General features: G+C 66.8%; 16 protein-coding genes. 3 read left to right on the forward strand and 13 right to left on the reverse strand.

Features of this window, described 5'->3' with window-relative positions; genetic code table 11:
• Window positions 1-82: 82 nt before the first annotated feature.
• The 3 genes from AC1AYD_RS07445 to AC1AYD_RS07455 all read left to right on the forward strand — a co-directional run bounded on the left by AC1AYD_RS07445 (window position 83) and on the right by AC1AYD_RS07455 (window position 3,723).
• The gene (locus tag AC1AYD_RS07445) at window positions 83-1,303 is read left to right on the forward strand and encodes an ROK family transcriptional regulator (RefSeq protein ID WP_476544898.1); all 1,221 of its coding nucleotides are present in this window, start codon (window positions 83-85) and stop codon (window positions 1,301-1,303) included.
• A 53-nt stretch (window positions 1,304-1,356) separates the two neighbouring features.
• Window positions 1,357-2,253 carry a carbohydrate kinase family protein gene (locus tag AC1AYD_RS07450; protein ID WP_476502371.1) on the forward strand — a complete coding sequence of 299 codons (897 nt, stop codon included), beginning with the start codon at window positions 1,357-1,359 and terminating at the stop codon, window positions 2,251-2,253.
• A gap of 237 nt (window positions 2,254-2,490) precedes the next feature.
• Window positions 2,491-3,723: an MFS transporter gene (locus AC1AYD_RS07455; RefSeq protein WP_476502370.1), complete on the forward strand. Its 1,233-nt coding sequence runs from the start codon at window positions 2,491-2,493 to the stop codon at window positions 3,721-3,723.
• Window positions 3,724-3,865: 142 nt separating this feature from the next.
• On the opposite strand, the gene AC1AYD_RS07460 is transcribed toward AC1AYD_RS07455, so the two are convergent.
• From AC1AYD_RS07460 to uvrA, 13 genes are all read right to left on the reverse strand, one after another.
• Window positions 3,866-6,988: an alpha-mannosidase gene (locus AC1AYD_RS07460; RefSeq protein ID WP_476544899.1), complete on the reverse strand. Its 3,123-nt coding sequence runs from the start codon at window positions 6,986-6,988 to the stop codon at window positions 3,866-3,868.
• Window positions 6,989-7,160: 172 nt separating this feature from the next.
• Window positions 7,161-8,621: a glycoside-pentoside-hexuronide (GPH):cation symporter gene (locus tag AC1AYD_RS07465; RefSeq protein ID WP_476544900.1), complete on the reverse strand. Its 1,461-nt coding sequence runs from the start codon at window positions 8,619-8,621 to the stop codon at window positions 7,161-7,163.
• A gap of 363 nt (window positions 8,622-8,984) precedes the next feature.
• Complete coding sequence (locus tag AC1AYD_RS07470) at window positions 8,985-10,541, reverse strand: aminotransferase class I/II-fold pyridoxal phosphate-dependent enzyme (protein ID WP_476544901.1); 1,557 nt, start codon at window positions 10,539-10,541, stop codon at window positions 8,985-8,987.
• 194 nt (window positions 10,542-10,735) lie between these two features.
• Window positions 10,736-11,590, reverse strand: coding sequence for an HAD family hydrolase (locus AC1AYD_RS07475; RefSeq protein ID WP_476502366.1), 855 nt, complete (start codon window positions 11,588-11,590; stop codon window positions 10,736-10,738).
• Window positions 11,587-12,537, reverse strand: coding sequence for an L-lactate dehydrogenase (locus tag AC1AYD_RS07480; RefSeq protein ID WP_476502365.1), 951 nt, complete (start codon window positions 12,535-12,537; stop codon window positions 11,587-11,589). Before AC1AYD_RS07480 ends, AC1AYD_RS07475 begins: the two co-directional genes overlap by 4 nt.
• 117 nt (window positions 12,538-12,654) lie before the next feature.
• A complete protein-coding gene (gene secG, locus AC1AYD_RS07485; RefSeq protein WP_476502364.1) occupies window positions 12,655-12,903 on the reverse strand; it encodes a preprotein translocase subunit SecG in 249 nt (82 codons plus the stop codon).
• Between the two features lie 81 nt (window positions 12,904-12,984).
• Window positions 12,985-13,779: a triose-phosphate isomerase gene (gene tpiA, locus AC1AYD_RS07490; RefSeq protein ID WP_476502363.1), complete on the reverse strand. Its 795-nt coding sequence runs from the start codon at window positions 13,777-13,779 to the stop codon at window positions 12,985-12,987.
• 158 nt (window positions 13,780-13,937) lie between these two features.
• Window positions 13,938-15,143 carry a phosphoglycerate kinase gene (locus tag AC1AYD_RS07495; protein ID WP_476502362.1) on the reverse strand — a complete coding sequence of 402 codons (1,206 nt, stop codon included), beginning with the start codon at window positions 15,141-15,143 and terminating at the stop codon, window positions 13,938-13,940.
• Between the two features lie 134 nt (window positions 15,144-15,277).
• Window positions 15,278-16,225 carry a DNA-binding protein WhiA gene (whiA, locus tag AC1AYD_RS07500; RefSeq protein ID WP_476502361.1) on the reverse strand — a complete coding sequence of 316 codons (948 nt, stop codon included), beginning with the start codon at window positions 16,223-16,225 and terminating at the stop codon, window positions 15,278-15,280.
• A 179-nt stretch (window positions 16,226-16,404) separates the two neighbouring features.
• Entirely contained in the window at window positions 16,405-17,325 is a 921-nt protein-coding gene (gene rapZ, locus AC1AYD_RS07505) for an RNase adapter RapZ (protein WP_476544925.1), read from the reverse strand.
• Window positions 17,326-17,342: 17 nt separating this feature from the next.
• Window positions 17,343-18,314 (reverse strand): shikimate dehydrogenase family protein, encoded by a 972-nt coding sequence (locus tag AC1AYD_RS07510; RefSeq protein ID WP_476544926.1) that lies wholly within the window; start codon window positions 18,312-18,314, stop codon window positions 17,343-17,345.
• A gap of 81 nt (window positions 18,315-18,395) precedes the next feature.
• Window positions 18,396-20,744 carry an excinuclease ABC subunit UvrC gene (uvrC, locus tag AC1AYD_RS07515; protein ID WP_476544903.1) on the reverse strand — a complete coding sequence of 783 codons (2,349 nt, stop codon included), beginning with the start codon at window positions 20,742-20,744 and terminating at the stop codon, window positions 18,396-18,398.
• 11 nt (window positions 20,745-20,755) lie between these two features.
• Entirely contained in the window at window positions 20,756-23,689 is a 2,934-nt protein-coding gene (gene uvrA / locus AC1AYD_RS07520; protein WP_476544927.1) for an excinuclease ABC subunit UvrA, read from the reverse strand.
• Window positions 23,690-23,728: the final 39 nt, after the last annotated feature.

Below are 23,728 nucleotides of genomic sequence, written 5' to 3' on the forward strand. Positions count from 1 at the left end.
GTATTAACCGCGTTAATATGTCCACGAAGTTCAGATTCAACGGCGAGCGGACAGCCACTCAATCGCGCAAGGAGGTGTCGAGATGAATAGCAGTACCCAAGCGAACACCACGGCATCCCAGGCGACGGTGGCGGAATCCAACCGTTCCCGCGTGCTCCAGCACCTGTATCACAACGGCGTCATCTCCAGGGCGCAGATCGCCAAGGCGTTGGGCCTCACCCCCGCCGCCATCACCAAGATCACCGCGCAGCTCATCGAAGCCGGCGCGATCGAGGAGACCGGCGACATGGAGGGCGCGAAGAACCGTCGTTCCATCGGACTGACGCTTGACACCGAACGGTTCCACATCATCGGCGTCAAGTTCGCACGCTCGCTCGTGCAGGTCGGCGTGTTCGACCTGTGCGGCAACGCACTCGGTCTGGAGGATCTGCCGCCGGTCACCAACGAGACCATCGGCGAGGCCGTCAGGCTCATGCACGTCCGCATCGAGTCCCTGCTCGACGCGGATCCGTCCATCATCGCCATCGCCATGGCCGTCCCCGGCCCGTACATGCGCGACGAAGGCCGCACGGCCGTCGTCTCCTCCATGCTCGGATGGCGCGACGTCAACTTCATCGAGGAATTCGGCCACGCCTTCCGCGTGCCGGTGTTCATCGAGCAGGACGCCCGCGCCGGCGCGCTCGCCCACTACCTGTTCGATCCCGAATCGCACGGGGAGGACGACATCTCCTACTTCCTCGTCGGCGAGGGCGTGGGACTCGGCGTCATCGAGAACGAGCGCATCATCAACGGCGCCCTCGGCGCCGCCACCGAGATCGGCCACGTCTCCATCGACATCGACGGCAGGCCGTGCGACTGCGGCAACCGCGGATGCCTCGAACGCTATTGCTCCACCCCCGCCATCCGCGAGATGCTCATCGAGGAGGGCGGTCCCGTGCCGCACGCCGAGCTGATGAGCAACACGGAGGCGACCCGCGCCCTGTTCTCGCTCGCCAGGGAAGGCGTCGACAAGGCCGTCGAGATGGTACGCCGCATCGGCCGCTACATCGGCTATGGATGCGTCAACATCTTCAACACGTTCAATCCCCGGCTCATCATCATCGGCGACATCGTCTCGGAAGCGGGACGCCTGCTGCTCGACGAGGTGATTGCCACGGTGCGCAGCCGCTCGATCCCGGAGATCTGCGACTCCACCGAAATCAGACTGTCCACCATGCCCACCGACGCGACCGTCTGCGGCGCCGCGGCGGTGGCGGCCACCCAGTTCCTCGACCATCCTTCGATGTTCTTCGACCTGAGCTGACCGCGAAACCCAAGATTTCCATACGGAAAACCAATAGAAGGAAAGGAACCATCATGTCCAAGCCCATCGTTCTCTCCCTCGGCGAGCTCCTGTGGGATATGCTGCCCTCCGGCAAGCGCGCCGGCGGCGCCCCGGTGAACTTCGCCTACCATTCGATGATGAACGGCGCGGACGGCTACTCCGTCTCCGCCGTCGGCGAGGACGAGCTCGGCGACGAGCTGCTCGCGGAGACCGCCAAGGCCGGCATCCACGCCGTCATCCAGCGCAACGCCTGGCCGACCTCCACCGTCGAGGTCGAGCTCAAGAACGGCATCCCGGAGTACACGATCGTCAAGGGCGTCGCCTGGGACCACATCCTGTACACCCGCCAGCTCATCGACGTCGTCAAGCAGGCCGACGCCGTGTGCTACGGCACCCTGGCGCTGCGCTCCCCCGAGTCCCACGCGACCATCACCGAGCTGCTCAAGCACACCAAGCCGGGCGCGATGAAGTTCTTCGACATCAACCTGCGCGGCGACCACTACTCCAAGGAGCTCATCGAGGAGCTGCTCGGCGTCGCCACCGTCTTCAAGATCAACGACGAGGAGCTGCTGCTCCTGCGCGACATGTTCGACATCCGCGGCACCTCCGGCGAGGACGCCTGCCGCTGGTTCCTCGAGCAGTACGATCTCGACTACGTGATCCTGACCGCCGGCTCCGCCTACTCCACGATCATCTCCAAGAACGGTGAGATCTCCACCGTCGACACCCCGCGCGTCGAGGTCGTCGACACGGTCGGTGCGGGCGACTCCTTCTCCGGCACCTTCACCGCGCGCATCCTGCTCGGCGACACGCTCTCCGAGGCGCACCGCAAGGCCGTCAACACCGCCGCCTTCGTGTGCACCCAGAACGGCGCCTGGCCGGAGTACCCGGCCCAGATGACCGACTACCTGGCCGAGGCCGGCAAGTAAGCCGCGCCACGACCCGCGGGAACGGTCCGCGCACGACGGGTTCCACCCGATCGGCGGATCGTTCCGACACCACCTTTCCTGGCATAGAGCCCGATATCCGGCGACGTCCGTGCGACAATGACCGCCGCCCGCCCGTCGTCGGGTATCGGGCCCACCGCTGACGCCAGGCAGCCATAACTGAATATCGAATATCGACAATTTCGTCAGTCTCATTACAGGAAAAAGGGAATTATTACAATGAGCAACGAAACCGCCAAGACCGGCAACGCCGGATTCGCGAAGATCCTTCCGGTGATGTTCGCCTTCTTCGTCATGGGCTTCGTCGACCTCGTCGGCACCGCGACGAACTACGTCAAGGGCGAGTTCAACCTCGCCGACGGCACCGCGAACCTGTTCACCACGATGGTGTTCTTCTGGTTCCTCATCTTCTCCGTGCCGACCGGCATGCTGATGAACAAGATCGGCCGCCGCAAGACCGTGCTGTGGTCCATCCTCGTCACCCTCGTGGCCATGGCCCTGCCGATCATCGCCTACGTCGCCCTGTCCGGCACGCCGCGCCTCGTCCTGATCGTCATCTCCTTCGCCTTCCTCGGCATCGGCAACACCCTCATGCAGGTGTCCCTCAACCCGCTGCTGACCGTGTTCGTCAAGGGTGACAAGCTCGCCTCCACGCTGACCACCGGCCAGTTCGTCAAGGCCTTCGCCTCCCTGTTCGCCCCGTACATCGCCATCTGGGGCGCCACCAAGCTGAACATGTGGTGGATCCTCTTCGTGATCTACTTCGTCGTCGGCATCGTCGGCTACATCCTCCTCGCCTTCGACAAGATCGACGAGCCCGCCCCGGACGCCGGCACCACCACCATCGGCCGCTGCTTCAAGCTCCTGTTCTCCGACGGCATCGTGTTCCTGTGCTTCCTCGGCATCGTCGCCCACGTGGGTGTGGACGTCGGCATCAACGCCCAGGCCCCGCGTATCCTGACCGAGCACACCGGCGACACCTACACCGCCATCGCCGCCACCGCCACCATGGTCTACTTCATCGCCCGTATGATCGGCTGCTTCACCGGCGGCATCGTGCTCCAGAAGATCAGCAACAAGGTCGGCCTGCGCATCTGCGGCGTCATCATGACCGCCTCCGCCGTGTGCTTCGCGGTCTTCGCCCTCGTGCAGGACAACCCGCCGGTGTGGCTGTTCTGGGTCGCCGTCGCCCTCGTCGGCTTCGGCAACTCGAACGTGTTCTCCTTGTTCCTCTCCCACGCGCTCATGTACCGTCCGGACCGTCAGAACGAGATCTCCGGCCTCATGCTCATGGGCCTGATCGGCGGCGCGATCTTCCCGCCGATCATGGGCGTCGCGGCCGACGCGGCCGGCCAGTTCGGTGGCATCCTCGTGATGGCCGTCGGCTGCCTGTACGTGCTGGTCATGGGCTTCGCCTACAAGGTGCTCGAAGGCAAGAAGGCCGAGGCCTGATTCCTTCCCTGACGTGAACGGTCCGAGACCGCGCGTCTGAACCGCAAGGGGGTGGGTCTTTCCCGGAAATGATTTCCAGGAAAGACCCACCCCCTTGTTCGTGTGCTCCTCCACGGCGCGGAAACCGTCGCGGCCGCGGGTCTCATCTCCGCACACGCAGCGTCGCCAGCTGGAACGGCCCGAACGCGAGCGACACACCGCCTCGGCCCGCCGTCACCTCGCCATCGAGCGCACGTGGCAGGTCGGGCGCGGGCGGCTCCCCTTCCGTCAGATCGGTCTCCGAGACCACGCATCCGTCAAGCTCCGGGTCGAGGCGCAACGTCGCCCGCGCCTGGCCTCCCGCCGCCTCGTACAGGCGCAGGACGATGTCGCCGGAACCGTCGTCGGCGGGTTTCACCCAGTCGAGCACGACGACTCCCTGCATGTCGTCGAGCACGACGAGCGGCGGGACGGCCGCCGCGCCATCGATGTCCGGAGTGTTGAGCCGCGCGGCCTCGGTGAGCGTCGCCGGCATGTCGGCGGCGGCGAGCACCGACCAGTCGAACGCGTGCCGTCCCATGTCGGCGTCCGGATCGGGGTAGCGCGGCGCGGACAGCAGCGATGGCCGGATCATCACGCCGCCCGCACTCCCCCGCACCGGGTCACGGCGGATCGACGACACGTCGGCACCGTAGGTGGAGCCGTTCACAACGGCGACCGCATAGCCTCCATCGGATTCGGCGACGCGCACGAACCGGTGCGTGCAGCTCTCGTATGCGGGGTTCTCCCCGATCGGACCGGCCGTGACCGGCCGTTCCACGAATCCGTACGGACATTCGAACCGCGCACGGTCGGCGTGCACGGCCACGGGGACGTCGACCTTGAGCATACGTTCCGGCGCATGCCAGTCCACGTCGGCATGGAAGTCGAGTGCACGCGCACCGGGGCGTAGCGTGACGCGCGTGCGTATCCGCACGCCGTCCGCCGCGGTCTCGGCGACGGCCTCCGCCGCGCCGTCTCCGGTTGCGGCGACACCGATGAGCGCGCCGTCCGCGAGCGGCGTCACGGTGTCGAACGCGTCCCGTTCCAGCTCCCATGCGTCCCATTGCGACGGCTCGTCACGCAGCAGCTCGTAGCGGCCGAGGGCCGTTCCCTCGGGCACGATCTCGCGATCCGCGGCGAGGTCGATCAGGGAGTCCACGGTGCCGTCCACGGCGATGTGCGCGCGGAGGAGTCCGTTGTCGAACGTCGTGCCGTCGGCGTCGCGGATGATGTGGACGGCGCGGACGCTGCGCCCGTCGCCGTCGCGAGCATCCTTCCGGACATCCCCGTCCGTGGCCGATGGGCTGTCGCCACCGTCGCCGTGCGCGGCGAGCAGGTGCGTGGTCTCCGTCGCGATTGCCCGCAGTCGTGCGATGTCGCGCGCATAGGCCTCCCGCGCTTCGCGGTGGACGCGGGCGATGCCGGTGCCGGGCAGGATGTCGTGGAACTGGTCGGAGAGGAGCCGCTTCCAGATGCGGTCGAGCTCGTCGCGCGGCGGCGTGTAGCCGGGGACGCGTACGAGCGCGGTCGCGGAGAGACGGTCGACGACGCGCAGTAGGGATTCCTCCTCGCGGCAGCGTCGTTTCATCTCCTGCTGGGCCGTGGTCGTGCCGCGATGGAGTTCGAGGTACAGTTCGCCGCGGTGCACGGGCGCGTCGTGTGCATCGTGTGCATCGCCGACGATGTCGCGCCGCAATGCGGCGAACAGCCGGTCGGGCGTGCCGAAGCCGACCCGAGGCGCGCCTTCGAGGTCGTGCGCGCGGCGGATCCTCGCGATCATCTCGCGGGTGGGCCCTCCTCCCCCGTCGCCGTGCCCGTAGAGGATGATCGCGTCGCCGACGAGGTCCTTGTCGGCGAGGTCGCGTTGCGAGCGCATGAGCTCGTTCATCTCCATCGTGGAACCGTAGGTGGCGGATGGCGGCATGTGCGCGAGGATGCGCGTGCCGTCGATGCCCTCCCATAGGAAGGCGTGGTGGCGCGGCCGGTCCGTGTCGTTCCAGGAGAGCTTGCTGGTGAGGAACCAGTCGAAGCCTGCGCGGCGGGCGATCTGCGGCAGGCCGGCGGCGAAGCCGAATGAGTCGGGCAGCCAGACGCCGTGCGGACGTACGCCGAGATGTTCGCGGAAGTAGGCGAGTCCGGTGGTGAACTGGCGTACCAGCGATTCGCCGGCGGGCATCATCGCGTCGGATTCGACCCACATGCCGCCCACGGGGACGAAGCGGCCCTCGTCGATGCGCCGGCGCATCCGGGCGGACAGGTCGGGGTGGTCGTGTTCGAGCCATGCGTAATGCCGGGCGGAGCTCATGACGAACGTCATGTCGGGATCCTCGTCCATGAGGGCGAGCACGTTGGCGACGGTGCGCGCCACCTTGCGCCGGGTCTCGCGCATCGGCCACAGCCATGCGGTGTCGATGTGCGCGTGGCCGACGGCGACGTGCCGCACGGCGCTCGGCGCGGCGGGCGACGCGAGCACGCCGGCGAGTTCCCCGCGCGCCTGCGGGACGCTTGCCGCGCGGTCGCGTTCGTCGTAGGCGTCCAGCGCGCGGCGGAGCGCCCCGGCGAGCCGCCATCGGCGCGGATCGTCGGCGGCGAGTTCGCGGATGAGGCCGGACACGGTTTCGAAATCCATCATCAGGGCGTGCAGGTCCCGGTCGAACAGGGTGACGTCCACGCGGTTCAGCGCATACGGCAGGTCGCGCACGCCGGTCGGGTCGCCGCCGAGCGAAGTGGGCGCGTATCCGCCCGCCTCGCTCAGGTCAGGGTTGCACGCGGCTTCCAGGTAGAGCGTGAACCGGCCGTCGGCGTCGAGTCCGGCGATGTCCGTGCCGTCGGCGCGGACGAGCGGCACCCATCGGTTGCGCGGGTTGACGGCTTTGACCGCCGTGCCGTCGGCGCGGTAGACGAGTCCCTCCGCCTGGAATCCCGGCCAGTCGGGACGGTTCCAGCCGAGGTCGGCGACGAGTTCGACGTCATGGCCGCGTGCGGCTTCGCGGTCGACGTGGCCGGATATCTCGAACCATGTGGTCCCCCAGGTCGTCCCCCACGGCCCGGGCACGGTGAACGGGCGGAATCCAGCCGTTCCCGCGCGGGCGCGCGCGAGGAACGCGTCGGCGGGTTCCGGTTCCCCAGGGTTGGCGGCGGCGCGCACGTCGCATGGGGCGAGCGTGGCGTGGACGTATGGCGCGATGCGTTGCGCGACGACGCGGTCGCAACGCGCAAGCTGGTGTTCGATATCGAGCGGCATCGTCCTCCACGATACCAGCGCCGCACGCGCCTTATCGGGGACGTTCCGGCGGCACGGCTCGAAGGCCCGTCGGGGCGTGAGGGGAAAGACGGGAAGGGCCCCGGCTCCACCCATGGGGATGGAACCGGGGCCCTTGCGCCGCGGCGGAAGACCGCGTCCGTTCCCGGCGGAATCAGGCGATGGCGGCGTCGGCCTCGGCGCGACGCTCGGCGAGGGCGGCGCGGATGGCCGGCTCGTTCTTCTCGAAGCGGCGGTAGAGCAGCATGATCGCGATGACGACCGCGTAGACGATGACCGGCAGCCAGATGAAGCAGAACTGGATGGCGCCGAGGGCCTCGGCGGTCTGCTTGGCGTTGGCGACGTAGCCGGCGGCGGCCATGATCTTGGAGGGAATCAGGTTGCCGAGGCCGGAGCCGAACTGGATGCAGAAGGAGGCGCCGACGGCGGACAGCAGGCCGGCCGCGCGGATGCCGTTCTTGTATTCGCCGTAGTCGACGGTGTCGGCGAGCATGGCGAACGGCATGGCGAGCGCCATGGCGGCGCCGAGGATGGAGATGGCCCAGAACACGACGAACAGGGCGAAGCTGTGGGAGGCGGTGAGCAGCAGGAGCTGGCCGACGATGGCCATGACCATGCCGAGGATCATGGTGTCGGTCTTGCCGGCCTTGCCGAGCTTCTTGGAGATGTTCGGGATGAGGAACGTGGTGATGAGGCCGAGGATCTGCATGCCGTTGAGCACGGTGGCGAGGTTCTCGTTGTTCAGGTTGTACTTGGCGTAGTACACGGCGACGGACATGCGGTCCTCCTGGGCGATCCAGAAGATCACGAAGGCGACGATGAGGATGATCCACGGCCAGTTGCCCTTGATGGCGTGCAGGCTCTCCTTGAACGGCAGCGGGTTCTGGGTCTTCGGATCGTAGTTGTGCTCCTTGATGTTGCGGAACGCGAAGAGCAGGAGGGCGACGGCGATGACGCCGTAGACGGCGAAGGTGAACATGAAGCCGACCTTCTGGTTCGTCTGGCCGGTGATGGCCTTGCCGGCCCAGTTGACCAGCGGGATGGTGCACACGGCGGTGATGAACGTGCCGAGCAGGCCGCCGGACAGGCGGAAGGTGTTGGCCTTGACGCGTTCGGCCGGATCCGGCGTGAGGTTGGACAGGATGGCGGTGATCGGCGTCTGGATGCCGGTGTAGACGAGGCCGGCGGCGAGGATGTAGGTGACGGTCGCGTAGATGACCTTGCCCATCGGCGGCAGGTCGGGGGCGGTGAACGCGAGGAACACGGTGATGGCGAACGGCACGCACATCCACAGGAAGAACGGGCGGGACTGGCCCCACTTGGTCTTGGTGTGGTCGACGATGGAACCCCAGACGGGGGCGCTGATGCAGTCGCCGATGCGGGCGATCAGCAGAATCCAGCCGGCGGCCGCGGCGGTGATGCCGAACACGTCGGTGTAGAAGAACATGATGTACGTGCCGAGCGACGAATACAGCAGGTTGCCCGCCATATCGGTGCTCATGTACGAGACCTTCTCCTTGAGGGGCAGGACGCCGTTGAAGCCGGTCTCCGCCTCGTCGCTTCCCACGGTCGCGCCCGCCGCACGGGGCTCGGACACCGTTGCGCTGAATGCCATGGCTCATCCTCTCTGAATGCTGCGCGAATGTTCGCATCGTGTTCGCATCTGTGTTCGCATCTGTGATGCTCGCGTTCGCTTCTATGCCGTGATTGTCGGCTGTTGGTTGTTGGCGTGAAGAATATTCACGCGACGAGCCCACGAAAACCCATGAAAAAACAGCTTCTTCACATTTCCATCATCATTGTTATGGAATATATACCAGAAAACGGCCGATTATAACGCTTTCACAACGGTATGGTAACGATGCCATAACGAAATCACCCTATGGAAAACGCCCTATATTCCATTATATGGGTAAATTCCTCTCACATAATGGAATATAGGGCGTTTGGCGGGGTTCGGACCGTCCGGCGGCACCGGTCAGTTCTGCCAGTAGTATCCGAAGAAATCGGCGATCTTGTCGGTCGCGTCCTTGAGCACCTCGATGCGCGGCAGGTAGACGATGCGGAAGTGGTCGGGCTCAGCCCAGTTGAAGCCGCCGCCGCGCGTGATGAGGATGCGCTTCTCGTGCAGCAGGTCGAGCGCGAACTGCTCGTCGTCGTGGATGTTGAACCGTTTCACGTCGATCTTCGGGAAGATGTAGAACGCGGCCTTCGGTTTGACGGCGGAGAGGCCGGGGATCGCGTTGATTGCGTTGTAGATGTATTCGCGCTGCTCGTAGAGACGGCCTCCGGGCACGACGTAGTCGTTGACGCTCTGGTGGCCGCCGAGCGCGGTCTGCACGATGGACTGGGCGGGCACGTTCGAGCAGATGCGCATGTTCGCGAGCATGTTGATGCCCTCGATGTAGTCCCTGGCGATGCGCTTGTTGCCGGACAGCACCATCCAGCCGACGCGGTAGCCGGCGATCATGTGCGACTTCGACAGGCCGGAGAAGGTGACGCAGAACAGGTCGGGGGCGAGCGAGGCGATCGAGGTGTGCGTCAGGCCGTCCATGACGAGGCGGTCGTAGATCTCGTCGGAGAAGATCATGAGGTGGTGCTCGCGCGCGAGGTCCACGATCTGCTGCAGCACCTCCTTCGGGTAGAGCGCGCCGGTCGGGTTGTTCGGGTTGATGAGCACGATGGCGACGGTGCGGTCGGTGATCTTGGCGCGCATGTCGTCGATGTCCGGATACCATTCGGACTGTTCGTCGCAGACGTAGTGGACGGCGGTGCCGCCGGCGAGGTTCACGCAGGCGGTCCACAACGGGTAGTCGGGGCTTGGGATGAGCACCTCGTCGCCGTCGTCGAGCAGCGCGGACATGCACAGGTTGATGAGCTCGCTCACGCCGTTGCCGGTGTAGATGTCGTCGATGGTGACGTTCGGCAGGTTCTTGAGCTGCGCGTACTGCATGATCGCCTTGCGCGCGGAGAACAGGCCCTTGGACGGCGAATAGCCTTCGGTCTCGGTGAGCTGGTGGGCCATGTCGTAGACGACCTCGTCCGGCGTGCGGAAGCCGAACGGCGCGGGGTTGCCGATGTTGAGCTTGAGGATATGGGTGCCGTCGGCCTCCATACGGGCCGCCTCGTCGACGACGGGGCCGCGCACGTCGTAGAGCACGTTGTCGAGCTTGTGCGACTTGCCGAAGGTGCGTCGGCGCGGAGTCGCCGGCTCGGGGGCCTCGTCCCCATCCGTCGTAGCGGGAGCCGTGGCGGACACTCCCCCGTCCGAGGCCGCGGCGCCGGCGGACGGCGTGGCCTCGCCCGTCGTCGTGCCGCGCACGCCCCTGAGCCAGTCCGCATCCACGTTGAGTTCGGCGGCGAGGAATTCGAGGATGTCCTCGCGCGGCATGGTCTTGCCGGCGACGTACTGGCTGATGTGGCTCTTGCCCATCCTCACGCCGCGGGCCTCGGCGGCGCGCACCAGATCGACCTGCTTCAGCCCCCTGTCGTTCATCGCCTCGTGAAGTCGTTCCGCGAACACCGCTGTGGACATGTCTTCCTCCAAACCATGAAGTTCAATATCCATATTGAACATTGGTTCATAACCTAGAGGGAGTTCAAGACAAGTTCAATTCCGATCGCGTCGCGTACCATATGCCGGACGAGCCCGCTGCCGGCGGATTGAACTTTCCGTCCGACCCGCCGACGGCATGCCATCGTCACGCCATCGTCACGCCGTGTGCGGGGTCATAGCAGATGCGTCTCGATCCACTGGGCGACGCCGTCCTCGTCGTTGGACGGGCAGATCTCGTCCGCGATGGCGAGGACCTTGGGATTGGAGTTCGCGACGGCGACGGAGCGGCCGGCGGACCGCATCATGTCGATGTCCACGAGATCGTCGCCGAAGGCGACGGCATGCTCCGGGGCGACGCCCATGCGCTCGCACAGGATGCCCAGCGCGTCGCGCTTGTTCGCCTTCGGGTTCATGAACATGTACAACGTGCCTTCGGAGACGGACAGCGCGAAATCGTCGGGGATCAGGCGGCGGATCGCCTCGCGCTGCTCCCCTTTCGGGAACGCGATGATCTTGTCGGCGGTCCCCTCGGGCACGTCCGTTTCGGTGAAGTCGGTCAGACGCCAGGTCTGGGTCTTCCAGTAGACGCTGACGTCGAAGTTCGTGTACCTCACGTCGTCCATGACGATGCCGACCTCGAGATCGGGCATCGCGTCGAGGAGGGACCGGCACACCTCGCAGGCGCGGGACGACGGGAATCCGATCTTCATGAGATGCCCGTCGGCGGGCATGCGGCCCGAGGTGAGCATGTCGTAGTCGGATTTCGCGGGCTCGAAGTCGATGAGCGCGCCGTTCAGGTAGATGCAGGCGTCGACCGGCAGCCGCTCCGCGAGGGCGTATCCGGTGCTCACGGGTCTGGCCGTGGCGATGGCGAACCGGTACCCGGCGTCATGCAGGCGTTCGACGGCCTCGATGGACCGTTCGGTGAGGTGTCGCCCCTCGAAGGTGGGGGCGCCGTGCAGCAGCGTGCCGTCGAGGTCGGCGACGACGAGCCGGGATTCCGGCGGGACGTGCGCGGCCGGAATCACAGCAGTCCCTCGCAGTAGGAGCGGACGAGCTCGGCGGAGTGGTGGAGCTTCGCGTGCTCCTCCTCGGTGAGTTCGAGTTCGACGATCTCGTTGGCGCCGTTGGCGCGCAGTTCGGTGGGCACGCCGAGGAACACGTCGTGCTCGCCGTATTCGCCGTCAAGCAGCGTGGAGACGGGCACGATGCGCCGCTCGTCCCACAGGATCGTCTGCACGATGCCGGCGACGGTGGAGGCGATGCCGAAGTTGGTGCCGCCCTTCGCGGCGACGATCTCGTTGCCGCGCATGCGCGTCTTGCGCTCGATCTCGGCGGTGGAGACGGAGGCGAAACGGCTCTGGTTGTCGGCCAGGAACTTGGCGAACGGCTTGCCGCCGAGCGAGACGGTGGACCATGCGGCGAACTGGGAGTCGCCGTGCTCGCCCATGACGAACCCGCCCACGTTGCGCGGGTCGAGTCCGGTCTCCTCGCCGATGATGGTCTTGAGACGGGAGGTGTCGAGCGCGGTGCCGGTGCCGAGCACCTGCGTGCGCGGCAGACCGGAACGCTTCCACGCGTACCAGGCCATCACGTCGACCGGGTTGGAGACCATGACGATCACGCCGTCGAAGCCGGAGGCCATGACATGGTCGACGACGTCGCCGACGAGGCCGACGGTGAAGCCGAGTTCGGCGAGACGGGTCGAGTTGGCCGGCGGCTTGCGCCCCACGGTGACGACGACGATGTCCGCGTCGCGGCAGTCGGCGTAGTCGCCGGTGCGCACCTTGACGTGACGGTCCTGGAATTCGCTGCCGTCGTCGAGATCGTGGCTCTCCCCCGCCGCCTTGGCGGCGAAATGGTCGATGAGCACAAGCTCGTTGCACAGTCCGTGCGTGACGATGGCGAACGCGGCGGTGGCTCCCACCTGTCCGGTGCCGACGATGACGACCTTGTTGCGGTTCATGGTGACCATGATGATGTCCCTTCGATGGTTCGGCGGCTCCCGGTTCCGGCGCGGAACCCGCCATAACGAACACGACCCATGGCCGACTGGCGGTCATGGGTCATACAATCACGGACGGATTACGTGTCAGATGAGGTTGAACTTGGTCATCAGGCCGAGGGCGATGATGATGGCCACCCAAATCAGGGCGATGATGACGGTCCAGCGGTTCAGGTTCTTCTCGGCGACGCCGGACGTGCCCGCGTTCTGGGTGAGGCCGCCGCCGAACATGTCGGACAGGCCGCCGCCCTTGCCCTTGTGCATGAGGATGAGCAGGGTCAGCAGGCAGCTGAGCACGACGACGACGATTTCGAGGGCGATTTTCAGAGCGGTCACGAGTGGATTACCTCCGGTTCGGTATAAGTCTGCGCTCCAGCATAGCGCAATGTCTTGAAAAAGGTGGAGACCCGGGCGGTTTCACCGGGTGGCTTTGGCGGTGAGCCGGCAGATGCGGGTCAGCTCGTCGACGTCGAGCGCCGCGCCGCCGATGAGGAAGCCGTCCACGTCGGGTTCGCCGATGAGTTCGACCGCGTTCTTCGAGGAGACTGAGCCACCGTAGAGGATGCGGACGGTGTCCGCCACGGTGTCCCCGAACGTGGCCCTGAGATCGTCGCGGATGGCCTGGGCCGCGTACTGCGCGGACTCCGGCGTGGCGACCATGCCGGTGCCGATGGCCCACACGGGCTCGTAGGCGATGATGAGCTTCGCCGCCTCGGCCTCGTTGAGGTCGCGGGTGACGTCGTGCACCTGGCCGACGGCGAAGTCGAGCTCGATGCCCTGGCGGCGCTCCTCGAAGCTCTCGCCGACGCACAGGATCGGCTGCATGCCGGCGGCGAGGACGGCCCTCACCTGGTCGACGATGTTGGCGTCGTCCTCGGGATGGTATTTGCGGCGCTCCGAATGGCCGATGATCACGTACGAGCATCCGAGGTGCGCGATCATGTCGGCGGAGATGTCGCCGGTGAACGCCCCTTGGTCGGTGACGGACACGGACTGCGCGCCGTAGCGGATCTTGAGCTTGTCGGCCTCGACAAGCACCTCCACGCTGCGCAGCGAGGTGAACGAGGGGAACAGGGCGACCTCCACCCTGCGGAAGTCGAAGTGGGCGTCACGCAGCTGCCATGCGAACTTCTGCACGAAATACGTTGCCTCGAGATGGTCGAAGTTCATTTTCCAGTTGCCCGCGACCAGCGGGACGCGTTCGGACGCCATGGATCCCTTCCTAGAAATACGTGAGAAATACGCGATACGTGAGAGACACGCGAAACGGGTGCGTATGGGGTGCGATGAGAAGCGTGTGCGGGGCGAAACGGCATGGCTCCCCACGCCACGACGGGACGTGGACGCGGGGAGCCGATGCGGAACCGATGTCAGGCGAGCACCTTCAGGCCCGGCAGCTCCTTGCCCTCGAGGAACTCGAGGGAGGCGCCGCCGCCGGTGGAGATGTGCGAGAAGCCGTCCTCCGGGAAGCCGAGGTTGCGCACCGCGGAGGCGGAGTCGCCGCCGCCGACGATGGTGAACGCGCCGGCCGCGGTCGCGTCGACCAGGCCCTGCGCGACGGCCTTGGTGCCGGCCGCGAACTCCGGGATCTCGAAGACGCCCATCGGGCCGTTCCACACGACGGTCTTGGAGTCGACGATCTTGTCGTGGAACAGCTTCTGGGACTCCGGGCCGATGTCGAGGCCCATCTTGTCGGCCGGGATGGCGTCGGCGGCGACGACCTCCGGGGCGACCGGGGTGTCACCGGCCGGGAAGCCGGCGTTCACGACGATGTCGGTCGGCAGCACGAGCTCGACGCCGTTCTTCTCGGCGGTCTCGATGTAGCCCTTGACCTTGTCGAGCTGGTCCTCTTCGAGCAGGGAGGTGCCGACCTCGTAGCCCTTGGCCTTGAGGAAGGTGAACACCATGCCGCCGCCGATGACGAGGCGGTTGGCCTTGTCGAGCAGGTTCTCGATGACGCCGAGCTTGTCGGAGACCTTGGAGCCGCCGAGCACGACGGTGAACGGGCGCTCCGGGTTCTCGGTGGCCTTGGACAGAGCCTTGACCTCCTTCTCGACCAGCAGGCCGGCGGCGGCCGGCAGATCGGCGGCCACGTCGTAGTTGGAGCCCTGGGCGCGGTGGACGACGCCGAAGCCGTCGGAGACGAAGACGTCGCCGAGGGCGGCGATCTTCTTGGCGTACGGGGCGCGCACGGCCGGATCCTTGCTGGTCTCCTCCGGGTTGAAGCGGACGTTCTGCAGCAGGACGACGTCGCCGTCGTTCATCGCGGCGACCTTGGCCTGGGCGTCCTCGCCGTAGGTGTCGGCGGCCAGCGGCACGTCGACGCCGAGCAGCTCGCCGAGACGGGCGGCGACCGGGGCCAGGGACAGCTCCGGGACGACCTTGCCCTTCGGACGGCCGAGGTGGGCCATCAGGATGACCTTCGCGCCTTCCTCGCGCAGGGCCTTAATCGTCGGCAGGGCGGCCTTGATGCGGCCGTCGTCGGTGATCGTGGTGCCGTCCAGCGGGACGTTGAAATCGGCGCGGACCAGGACGCGCTTGCCCTTGAGGTCTCCGAGATCCTTGAGTGTCTTCATGAATATCCTTTCCTAACCGCTTGCGCGGGAAAGTGGCGGTTTCTTGCCACTTCGCATAATACAACAGGCCCGCCGTCCGGGCGGGCCTGACACAGGAATTTTTGGAACGTATCGCCGAATCGTTATGAAAACGTTCAGGAACGCGACTTGGCGGTCTTCTCCGCGAGCTGGAGCAGACGGCGGATGCGTCCGGCGATGGCGTCCTTGGAGATCGGCGGCTCGGCGAGACGGCCGAGCTCCTCCAGGCTGGCGTCGCCGTGCTCGAGGCGCAGCTGGCCGGCGGCGCGCAGGTTGTCCGGCACGTCCACGCCGGCGGCGTCGAACAGTTCGAACGCCTTGCGCACCTTGTCGCACGCCTCGGCCGCGGCCTTGGCGGAGCGGCGCATGTTCGCGTCGTCGAAGTTGGCGAGGCGGTTCGCCTTGGAGCGGGTCTCGCCGTCCGAGCGCTTGCCCGTCCAGTCGCGGGCGGAACGCATGGCGCCCATCGAGTTGAGCATGCGTTCGATGGAGTCCGGATCGGTGAGCGTCACGCGATAGGATTTGCTGAGCTGGCGCGGCTTGGCGGTGATGCCGAGTCGCCGGGCGAGGCCGGCCAAGGCCATCGCGGCCTCGTTGCACGGGCAGATGATCTCCATGTACGGGTTCTTGCCCAGGTCGGACAGGATGCCCTTGGCCATGAAGGCGCCGCGCCATGCGGCGCGCACCTGGGCGATCTTGCCCTGCACGATTTTGACGGGCAGGCCGCGCACGGCCTTGTTGCGGTCGATGAGGCCGGTGGCCACGGCCAGGTTCACCGCGCCGCGCTCCACCTTGACCACATGGTACTGGTGGGAGCCCTTCGGCGTCGTCCTCGTGGAGCTGATGAGCTTGGCCTCGAGGTTGTACAGGTCCTCGATGTTGTCGCGCAGCCACTGGGCCGCGACCAGGGAATCGAAGGTGGCGAGCATGACGATCTGCTTCTGGGCGTTGTTCATGAAGCCGCCGGCGAAGCGGATCATGGCGGTGACCTGCGCCTTCCTGGCGTCCGCCTTCTCGTCCTCAAGCGCCGCGAGCTCGCTTTTCACATCATCCAGAAGAGCCAAGAGCCAACCTCCTAAGTCTCGTCCCTCTCAATGGTTTCAGGGGTTCGGGTCTGCAAGCGGGGACTCTTCCCCGCCGTCCGCCGAATCTGTGATACCGACCATCTTGGACAACAGTCGCGCCGTTTTCACTTTTTCGCGGCCGACGTCTCGACATGTGGTCAGCGCCGCGACGGGCGCGTTCACCGGCGTCTGCGCTGTTCGCGGGCGGAAACGGTGACATCCAGCCCGTGTGAGCGCAAACGTTTCGCCAGGGCCTCGCTCATGGCGACCGACCGGTGCTGGCCGCCCGTGCAACCCACCGCGATCGTCACGAAATGCTTGTCCTCGCGCGCGTATCCGTCGATGGCGACGAGCAGCGCCTTCTCGTAGGCGTCGAGGAATTCGGACGCCCCCTTGCTGTTCAGCACGTAGTCGGCGACGGGCTTGTCCCATCCGGTCAGCTCGCGCAGGCTGGGCACCCAGAACGGGTTGGGCAGGAACCTCACGTCGGCCACGAAGTCCGCGTCGGTGGGGGTGCCGTATTTGAACCCGAAGCTGAAGATGTGCACGGAGACCGTCTTCGGACCGGATCCGACCATCGCCTCGTACAGTTTGGTGGATAGCTGGTGGATGCTCAGCGCGGAGGTGTCGATGACCATGTCCGCACGCTCCTTGAGGTTCGCGAGCAGCGCCCGCTCCTCGTTGATGCCGTCGATGAGACGGTTGCCGTGCTGGAGCGGATGGGGCCTGCGCACCTTCTCGTAGCGGGTGACGAGCACGTCGTCGCTGGCGTCGAGGAACAGGATGCGGGTGTGCACGCCGAGGTCGTCGAGATGGCTGAGCACCTCGTTGAGGTCGTCGAAGTATTCGCGCGACCTCACGTCGATGACGGCGGCGAGCTTGTGCACGCCCTTGCCGTCGCCGGCGTTGGTCATCATGTCGACGAGCGGGACGAGCAGCTTGGGCGGCATGTTGTCGACCACGTACCAGCCCATGTCCTCCACGCAGTCGGCGGCGTGCGAGCGCCCCGCACCGGACATGCCGGTGATGAGCAGCACCTCGAAGCCGTTGGCGGGCGCGGGCTCGTCGTCATGGGACGCGGCGGCTGCCGCGTCGTTCATCGCGTCATGGTCCTCCATCACAGCGCCTCCTCCAACGCCTTTCTCATGGCGATCTCCAGATGGTCGTCGTCGACGGTGACGTCCTGCAGGCGGCGGTCGGCGTCGGACGGCGGATCGTCGTCCCAGATGCCCGTCATGAGCAGCACCTGGATGAGCGCCTGGTACAGGAGCATCTCCTCGCCGCCGATCGCATGGCCGCCGTGGGCGCGCCACGCCTGCATGAGCTTCGTGGGACGCGGGTCGTAGACCACGTCGAGCAGCATGCCGCCGAACGCGTTGCCGGAGCAGTCGAGCGTTTCGGCGAGGCCGTCCGCGGCATGCCCGGGAATCGTGTTGATCACGTAGTCGGATTCGCCGGCGGCGGCGGTCACCCCGTCCGCGTCGGACAGGTCGATCTCGTCGTAGGGGCGGCCTTCGACGCCGCGGAACGCCTTCGCGGCGGAGTCCAGTCCGAGGTCGCGGCCGGGATGGCGCGCGGCGATGGTGATGCGTTCGACGCCCGGCAGCATCAGGCAGGCCGCCGCGGCCGACGTGGCGGTGTTGCCGTTGCCGACGATGAGCGCGCGGCGTCCCGCCCGCCCGTCGCGATGCACGCCGAGTTCCCGGTCGGCGTGGTCGAAGGCCAGCTGGATGCCGACCACGTCGGTGTTGTAGAGCCTGATCGCCGGCTTCCCGTGGGGCCATGCGGGATCGTCGTGGGTGGCCTCGTCCCAGTCGAACACCGCCGTGTTGGCGACGTTGAGCTCCCGCGCCCACACGTTGCGGGGCGTGCCGTACGGCTGGATGGTCTTCTTGAGCGGCATCGTCAGGCTGAGACCACGCCACGTGGGGTCGAGCCCCTTGAGGAACCCGTCGAGGTCCTCCTCCCCCACCTCGTGCCTGTCGTACGTCCAGTCGTCGAGTCCGAGCGAACGGTACGCCGCGTTGTGCAGCACGGGCGACAGCGAATGCGCGATGGGCTTGCCGAGCACCGCGCACCGATTGGCGATCGTCATGCTTCCCTCCTTGCCTTCCCGGTTCTCCCGACCATCCTACTCGGGCCGTCCGGACCGCGGTCGGAAGCCGTCTGCTCATGGCCGGCGCGTGCCGGGGCCGCCGGTGCCGCCGGCGCCGTCCGCACCGTCCGCGTGCAGGGCGTCGTAGATGGCCTGCGCCTTGGCATGGCCTATCCCCTTGACCTGCTCCAGCTCCTCGACGCCGACGCCGCGCATCGCCTTGACCGAACCGAACCGCGCGAGCAGCCGTTTCTGGTAGGCGGGTCCCACGCCGGGGATGCCGTCGAGGGCGCTGCGCAACGCCCCCTTGCGTCTCGTCTGCCGGTGGTAGGTGATGGCGAAGCGGTGCGATTCGTCGCGCACGCGCTGCAGCAGGTACATGCCCTCGGATTGGCGTTTGAGGATGATCGGGTAGTCGTCGTCCGGCACCCACACCTCTTCGAGCCGTTTGGCGAGCCCGCATACGGCCACGTCGTCGATGCCGCAGTCGGCGAGCGCCTTCGCGGCGGCCATGGCCTGCGGCCTGCCGCCGTCGACGACGACGAGGTTCGGCTTGTAGGCGAACCGGCGCCGGTCCGTGTTCTGCTGGACCGTGTCCTTCCTCGTTCCGTCGTCTTCCGCGACCGTGCCGCTTCGGGCATCGGCGCGCGCGTCCGTCGCCGTCTTCGCGCGTCGTTCCGCCTCGATGCTCTCGCCGGAGTCGCCGGCGATGTTGCCGTGACGGAAGCGCCGCGTCAGCGTCTCGTAGAGGGCGCTCAGGTCGTCGAGCGCGCCTTGGCCGTCCTTGCCGCGGATGGCGAAGCGCCGGTATTCGCTTTTCTTGGCGACGGCGTCCTCGAACACGACCATGGAGGCCACCTGGAAGGCCCCGCCGACCGTGTTGGAGATGTCGTAGCATTCGATGCGCAGCGGGGCGTCGGCGAGGCCCAGCGCGTCGGCGACCTCGTTCATGGCGCGGGTGCGTGCGCCGATGTCGGCGATGCGGCTCATCTTGGCGCGGGCCAGCGCCTGCGCGGCGTTGTCGTTCGCCCGGTCCATGAGCTGCCGCTTGTCGCCTCTGCCGGCGACGCGGATCGTGACCGCGCCGCCGCGCAGTCCGGTCAGCCAGGTTTCGAGCTCCTCGCGCCGGGACGGTTCGAGTTCGATGGGCGTGATGACCTCGCGGGGCACCGGGGCGATGGGGGCGAGCAGGTCGGCGCGCCCGGTGACCTCCTGTCGCGCGTTGCGTTCGCGCGTCGCCCGCGCGCGGGACGCCGCGTCGGTCGCGGTCACGCGCTGCGTGGACCCGATGGCGTCGCGCCGTTCCTCGACCTTCGCCGTCGCGTTCCCGGCCGCGGCGTCGTTCCGCGCGTCCGAGTAGACGCCCACGAGCAGGTCGGCCATGAGATCGGCGTCGTCGACGTCGTCGACGCGTTCGACGCTCCAGTTGCGTTCGCCGCGGATCGTGCCGGCGCGCACGTGGAACGCGTGCACGGAGGCTTCGATCTCGTCGGTGGCGAAGCCGAACACGTCGGCGTCGACCTGGTCGTCGAGCACGACCGCGTTCTGCTGGACGACGGTGGAGAGCATGGCGATCTCGTCGCGCAGGCGCGCCGCCTTCTCGAATTCGAGGTCGGCGCTGGCGGCCTTCATGTCGCGGGTGAGCTGCGCGATGTACGACTTGCCGAGTCTGCCGGTCATCACGCCGACGAGCCGTTCGCACATGCGCCGGTGCTCCTTCGCGTCGATGCGGCCGACGCACGGCGCGGAGCATTTGCCGATGGAGGCGAGCAGGCAGGGCCGTCCCGTGAGTTCGGCCTTGCGGTAGACGCCGTCGGCGCAGGTGCGCACGGGGAAGGTGCGCAGGAGCCGGTCGAGTCCGTGGCGCAGGTCCCACACCTTCGCGTAGGGGCCGAAGTAGCGGGTGTCGCGGCGTTTGCGGCTGCGCGTCACCCACACGCGCGGCACCGTCTCGCCGACGGAGACCGCGAGGTACGGGTAGGTCTTGTCGTCGCGGAACTGCACGTTGAACCGGGGGTCGAACTCCTTGATCCACGTGTATTCGAGGGTGAGCGATTCGAGTTCGGTGCCGACGACGGTCCATTCGAGGCTGCGGGCGGTGAGCACCATGGTCTGCGTGCGCGGGTGCAGCAGGTACAGCGGCTGGAAGTAGTTGGCGAGCCTGTTGCGCAGGTTCTTCGCCTTGCCGACGTAGATGACGCGGCCTTCGCCGTCGCGCCATTTGTACACGCCGGGTTCGGCGGGGATGTCCGAGGATTTCGGACGGAACAGGTCGCGCGAGTCGCCGAGCAGCGGCGCCCCGTTGCGGTTCGTCTTCGCCGTCGCGCCGTCGGCGTCGGACGTGCCGTCCGTCGCCTCCCCGCGCAACGCGTCGGCGGTCCGCCGCCATGCCTCGGGCGAGTGCCGTTCGATGTCGTTGGTCACGGCGTCGCCTTTCAGAGCATGCCTTTGAGGAAGCGGCCGGTCCACGACGATTCGCATTGCGCCACCTGTTCGGGCGTGCCCTGCGTGACGACGGTGCCGCCGCCGTCGCCGCCCTCGGGCCCGAGGTCGATGATCCAGTCGGCCGACTTGACCACGTCGAGGTTGTGCTCGATGACGATGACCGTGTTGCCCTTGTCGACGAGCCCCTGCAGCACCTTGAGCAGCTTGTTCACATCCTCGAAGTGCAGGCCGGTGGTCGGCTCGTCGAGGATGTACACGGTCCTGCCGTCGGACCTGCGCTGCAGTTCGGTGGCGAGCTTGACGCGCTGGGATTCGCCGCCGGAGAGCGTCGGGGCGGGCTGGCCGAGGCGGATGTAGCCGAGGCCGACGTCCACGAGGGTCTTGAGGTACCGGGAGATGCCGGTGTACGCCTTGAAGAAGTCGGCGGCCTCCTCGATGGGCATGTCGAGGATGTCGGAGACGGTCTTGCCGTTGTACTTCACCTCGAGGGTCTCGCGGTTGTAGCGTTTGCCATGGCAGGTCTCGCATTCCACGTACACGTCGGGCAGGAAGTTCATCTCGATCTTGAGCGTGCCGTCGCCATGGCATGCTTCGCAACGGCCGCCCTTCACGTTGAAGGAGAAACGGCCGGGCCCGTAGCCGCGCACCTGCGCCTCGGGCGTCTTGGCGAACAGGGCGCGGATCTTGTCCCACACGCCCGTGTAGGTGGCGGGGTTGGAGCGCGGCGTGCGCCCGATCGGGTTCTGGTCGACGTGGATGACCTTCCTGACCTGGTCGAGCCCTTCGACGCGGCGGTGCTTGCCGGGCACGATGCGCGCGCCGTTGAGCTTGTCGGCGAGGACCGGGTAGAGGATCGTGTTGACGAGCGAGGATTTGCCGGATCCGGAGACGCCGGTGACGACGGTGAACACGCCGAGCGGGAAGCTCACGTCGATGTTCTTGAGGTTGTTCTCGCGCGCGCCGACGACCTTGAGCTGGGCGGTCCTCCTCACCTTGCGGCGGTGGGCGGGCACGGCAATCTCGCGGCGGTGGGCGATGTAGTCGCCGGTGATCGAGCGTTTCGCCTCGACGAGATGCTTCGCGGGCCCCGAGTAGACGACCTCGCCGCCGTGCTCGCCGGCGCCGGGGCCGATGTCGACCAGCCAGTCGGCCTCGCGGATCGTGTCCTCGTCGTGCTCGACGACGATGAGCGTATTGCCGAGGTCGCGCAGATGGTGGAGCGTCTCGATGAGACGCGCGTTGTCGCGCTGGTGCAGGCCGATGGACGGCTCGTCGAGCACGTACATGACGCCGACGAGGCCGGAACCGATCTGCGTGGCGAGACGGATGCGCTGCGCCTCGCCGCCGGACAGGGTGGCGGCGGCGCGCGACAGGGTGAGGTAGTCGAGGCCGACGTCGTTGAGGAAGCCGAGGCGGGCGCGAATCTCCTTGAGCACCTCGCCGGCGATCTTCGCGTCCGCGCCTTCGAGCTTGAGCCCGTTGACCCAGGCGAGCCCGCGCACGACGGGCATGTCGCACACGTCGAAGATGGACAGGCCGCCGACGGTGACGGCCAGCACCTCGGGCTTGAGACGCCTGCCGTGGCACACCTGGCAAGGCACTTCGCGCATGTACGACTCGTAGTACTCCCTCATCGACTGCGAGTCGGTCTCCTCGTGCTTGCGCATGAGCGAACGCACCACGCCTTCGAAGCCGGTGGAGTATTCCCTGAGACGGCCCCAACGGTTGCGGTAGGAGACGTCGACCTTGAACTCGTGGCCGTAGAGGATGTCGTGGCGCACGTCGGCGGGCAGGTCCTTCCACGGGGTGCGCATCGAGAAGCCCATCTCGCGGGCGAGGCCTTCGAGCAGATGGCCATAGTACTGGGCGGTCATCTTCGTGTTGCTCCACGGTTCGATGACGCCGTCGGCGAGCGACTTGTCCGGGTCGGCGATGACGAGCTCCGGGTCGATCTCGAGCTTGAAGCCGAGACCGGTGCAGGCGGGGCATGCGCCGTAAGGCGCGTTGAAGGAGAAGGTGCGCGGCTCGATCTCGTCGAGTTCGAGCACGTGCCCGTTCGGACAGCTGCGGTGTTCGGAGAACGGCCGACGGCGGGCGGGGCTTCCCTCCTCCTCGTCGACGAAGTCGATGACGATGGAGCCGTTGGCGAGCTTCAGCGCCGTCTCGACCGAGTCGGTGAGCCGCTGGCGCATGCCGTCCTTGACGACGAGACGGTCGACGACGACCTCAATGGTGTGCTTCTTCTGCTTGGCGAGCGTGATGTCATCGGACAGCTGCCGCATCTGGCCGTCGATGAGCGCGCGGGCGTAGCCGTCGGAGCGTAGCAGTTCGAGCATGTCGACGAATTCGCCCTTGCGGCCTTTGACGACGGGCGCGAGAATCTGGAAGCGGGTGCGTTCCGGATAGTCCATGAGCGCGTCGACGATCTGCTGCGGGGTCTGCGAGGCGACGGGTTCGCCGCATTCGGGGCAGTGCGGCACGCCGGTGCGCGCGAACAGGAGACGCAGGTAATCGTAGATCTCGGTGATGGTGCCGACGGTGGAGCGCGGGTTGCGGTTCGTGGTCTTCTGGTCGATGGACACGGCGGGGCTCAGGCCTTCGATGAAGTCGACGTCCGGCTTGTCCATCTGACCGAGGAACTGGCGCGCGTACGCGGACAGCGATTCGACGTAGCGGCGCTGGCCCTCGGCGAACAGGGTGTCGAACGCGAGCGAGGATTTGCCCGAACCGGACAGGCCGGTGAACACGACCATGCGATTGCGCGGGATCGCGAGGTCCACGTTCTTGAGGTTGTGCTCGCGCGCGCCCTGGATGGTGATCTTGAGGTCGTTGGGGATGTGCGAGATGTCCGCCACGAGCGAACCGTCGTGCTCGACGAGCGGCGCCTTGCGGATCTCGCGCGTGAGGAACGAATCGCTGGTCATCACCTTCTCGACGACGACCTCGCCGTTCCTGCCGCCCGT

This window comes from Bifidobacterium sp. LH_426 (assembly GCF_056356875.1).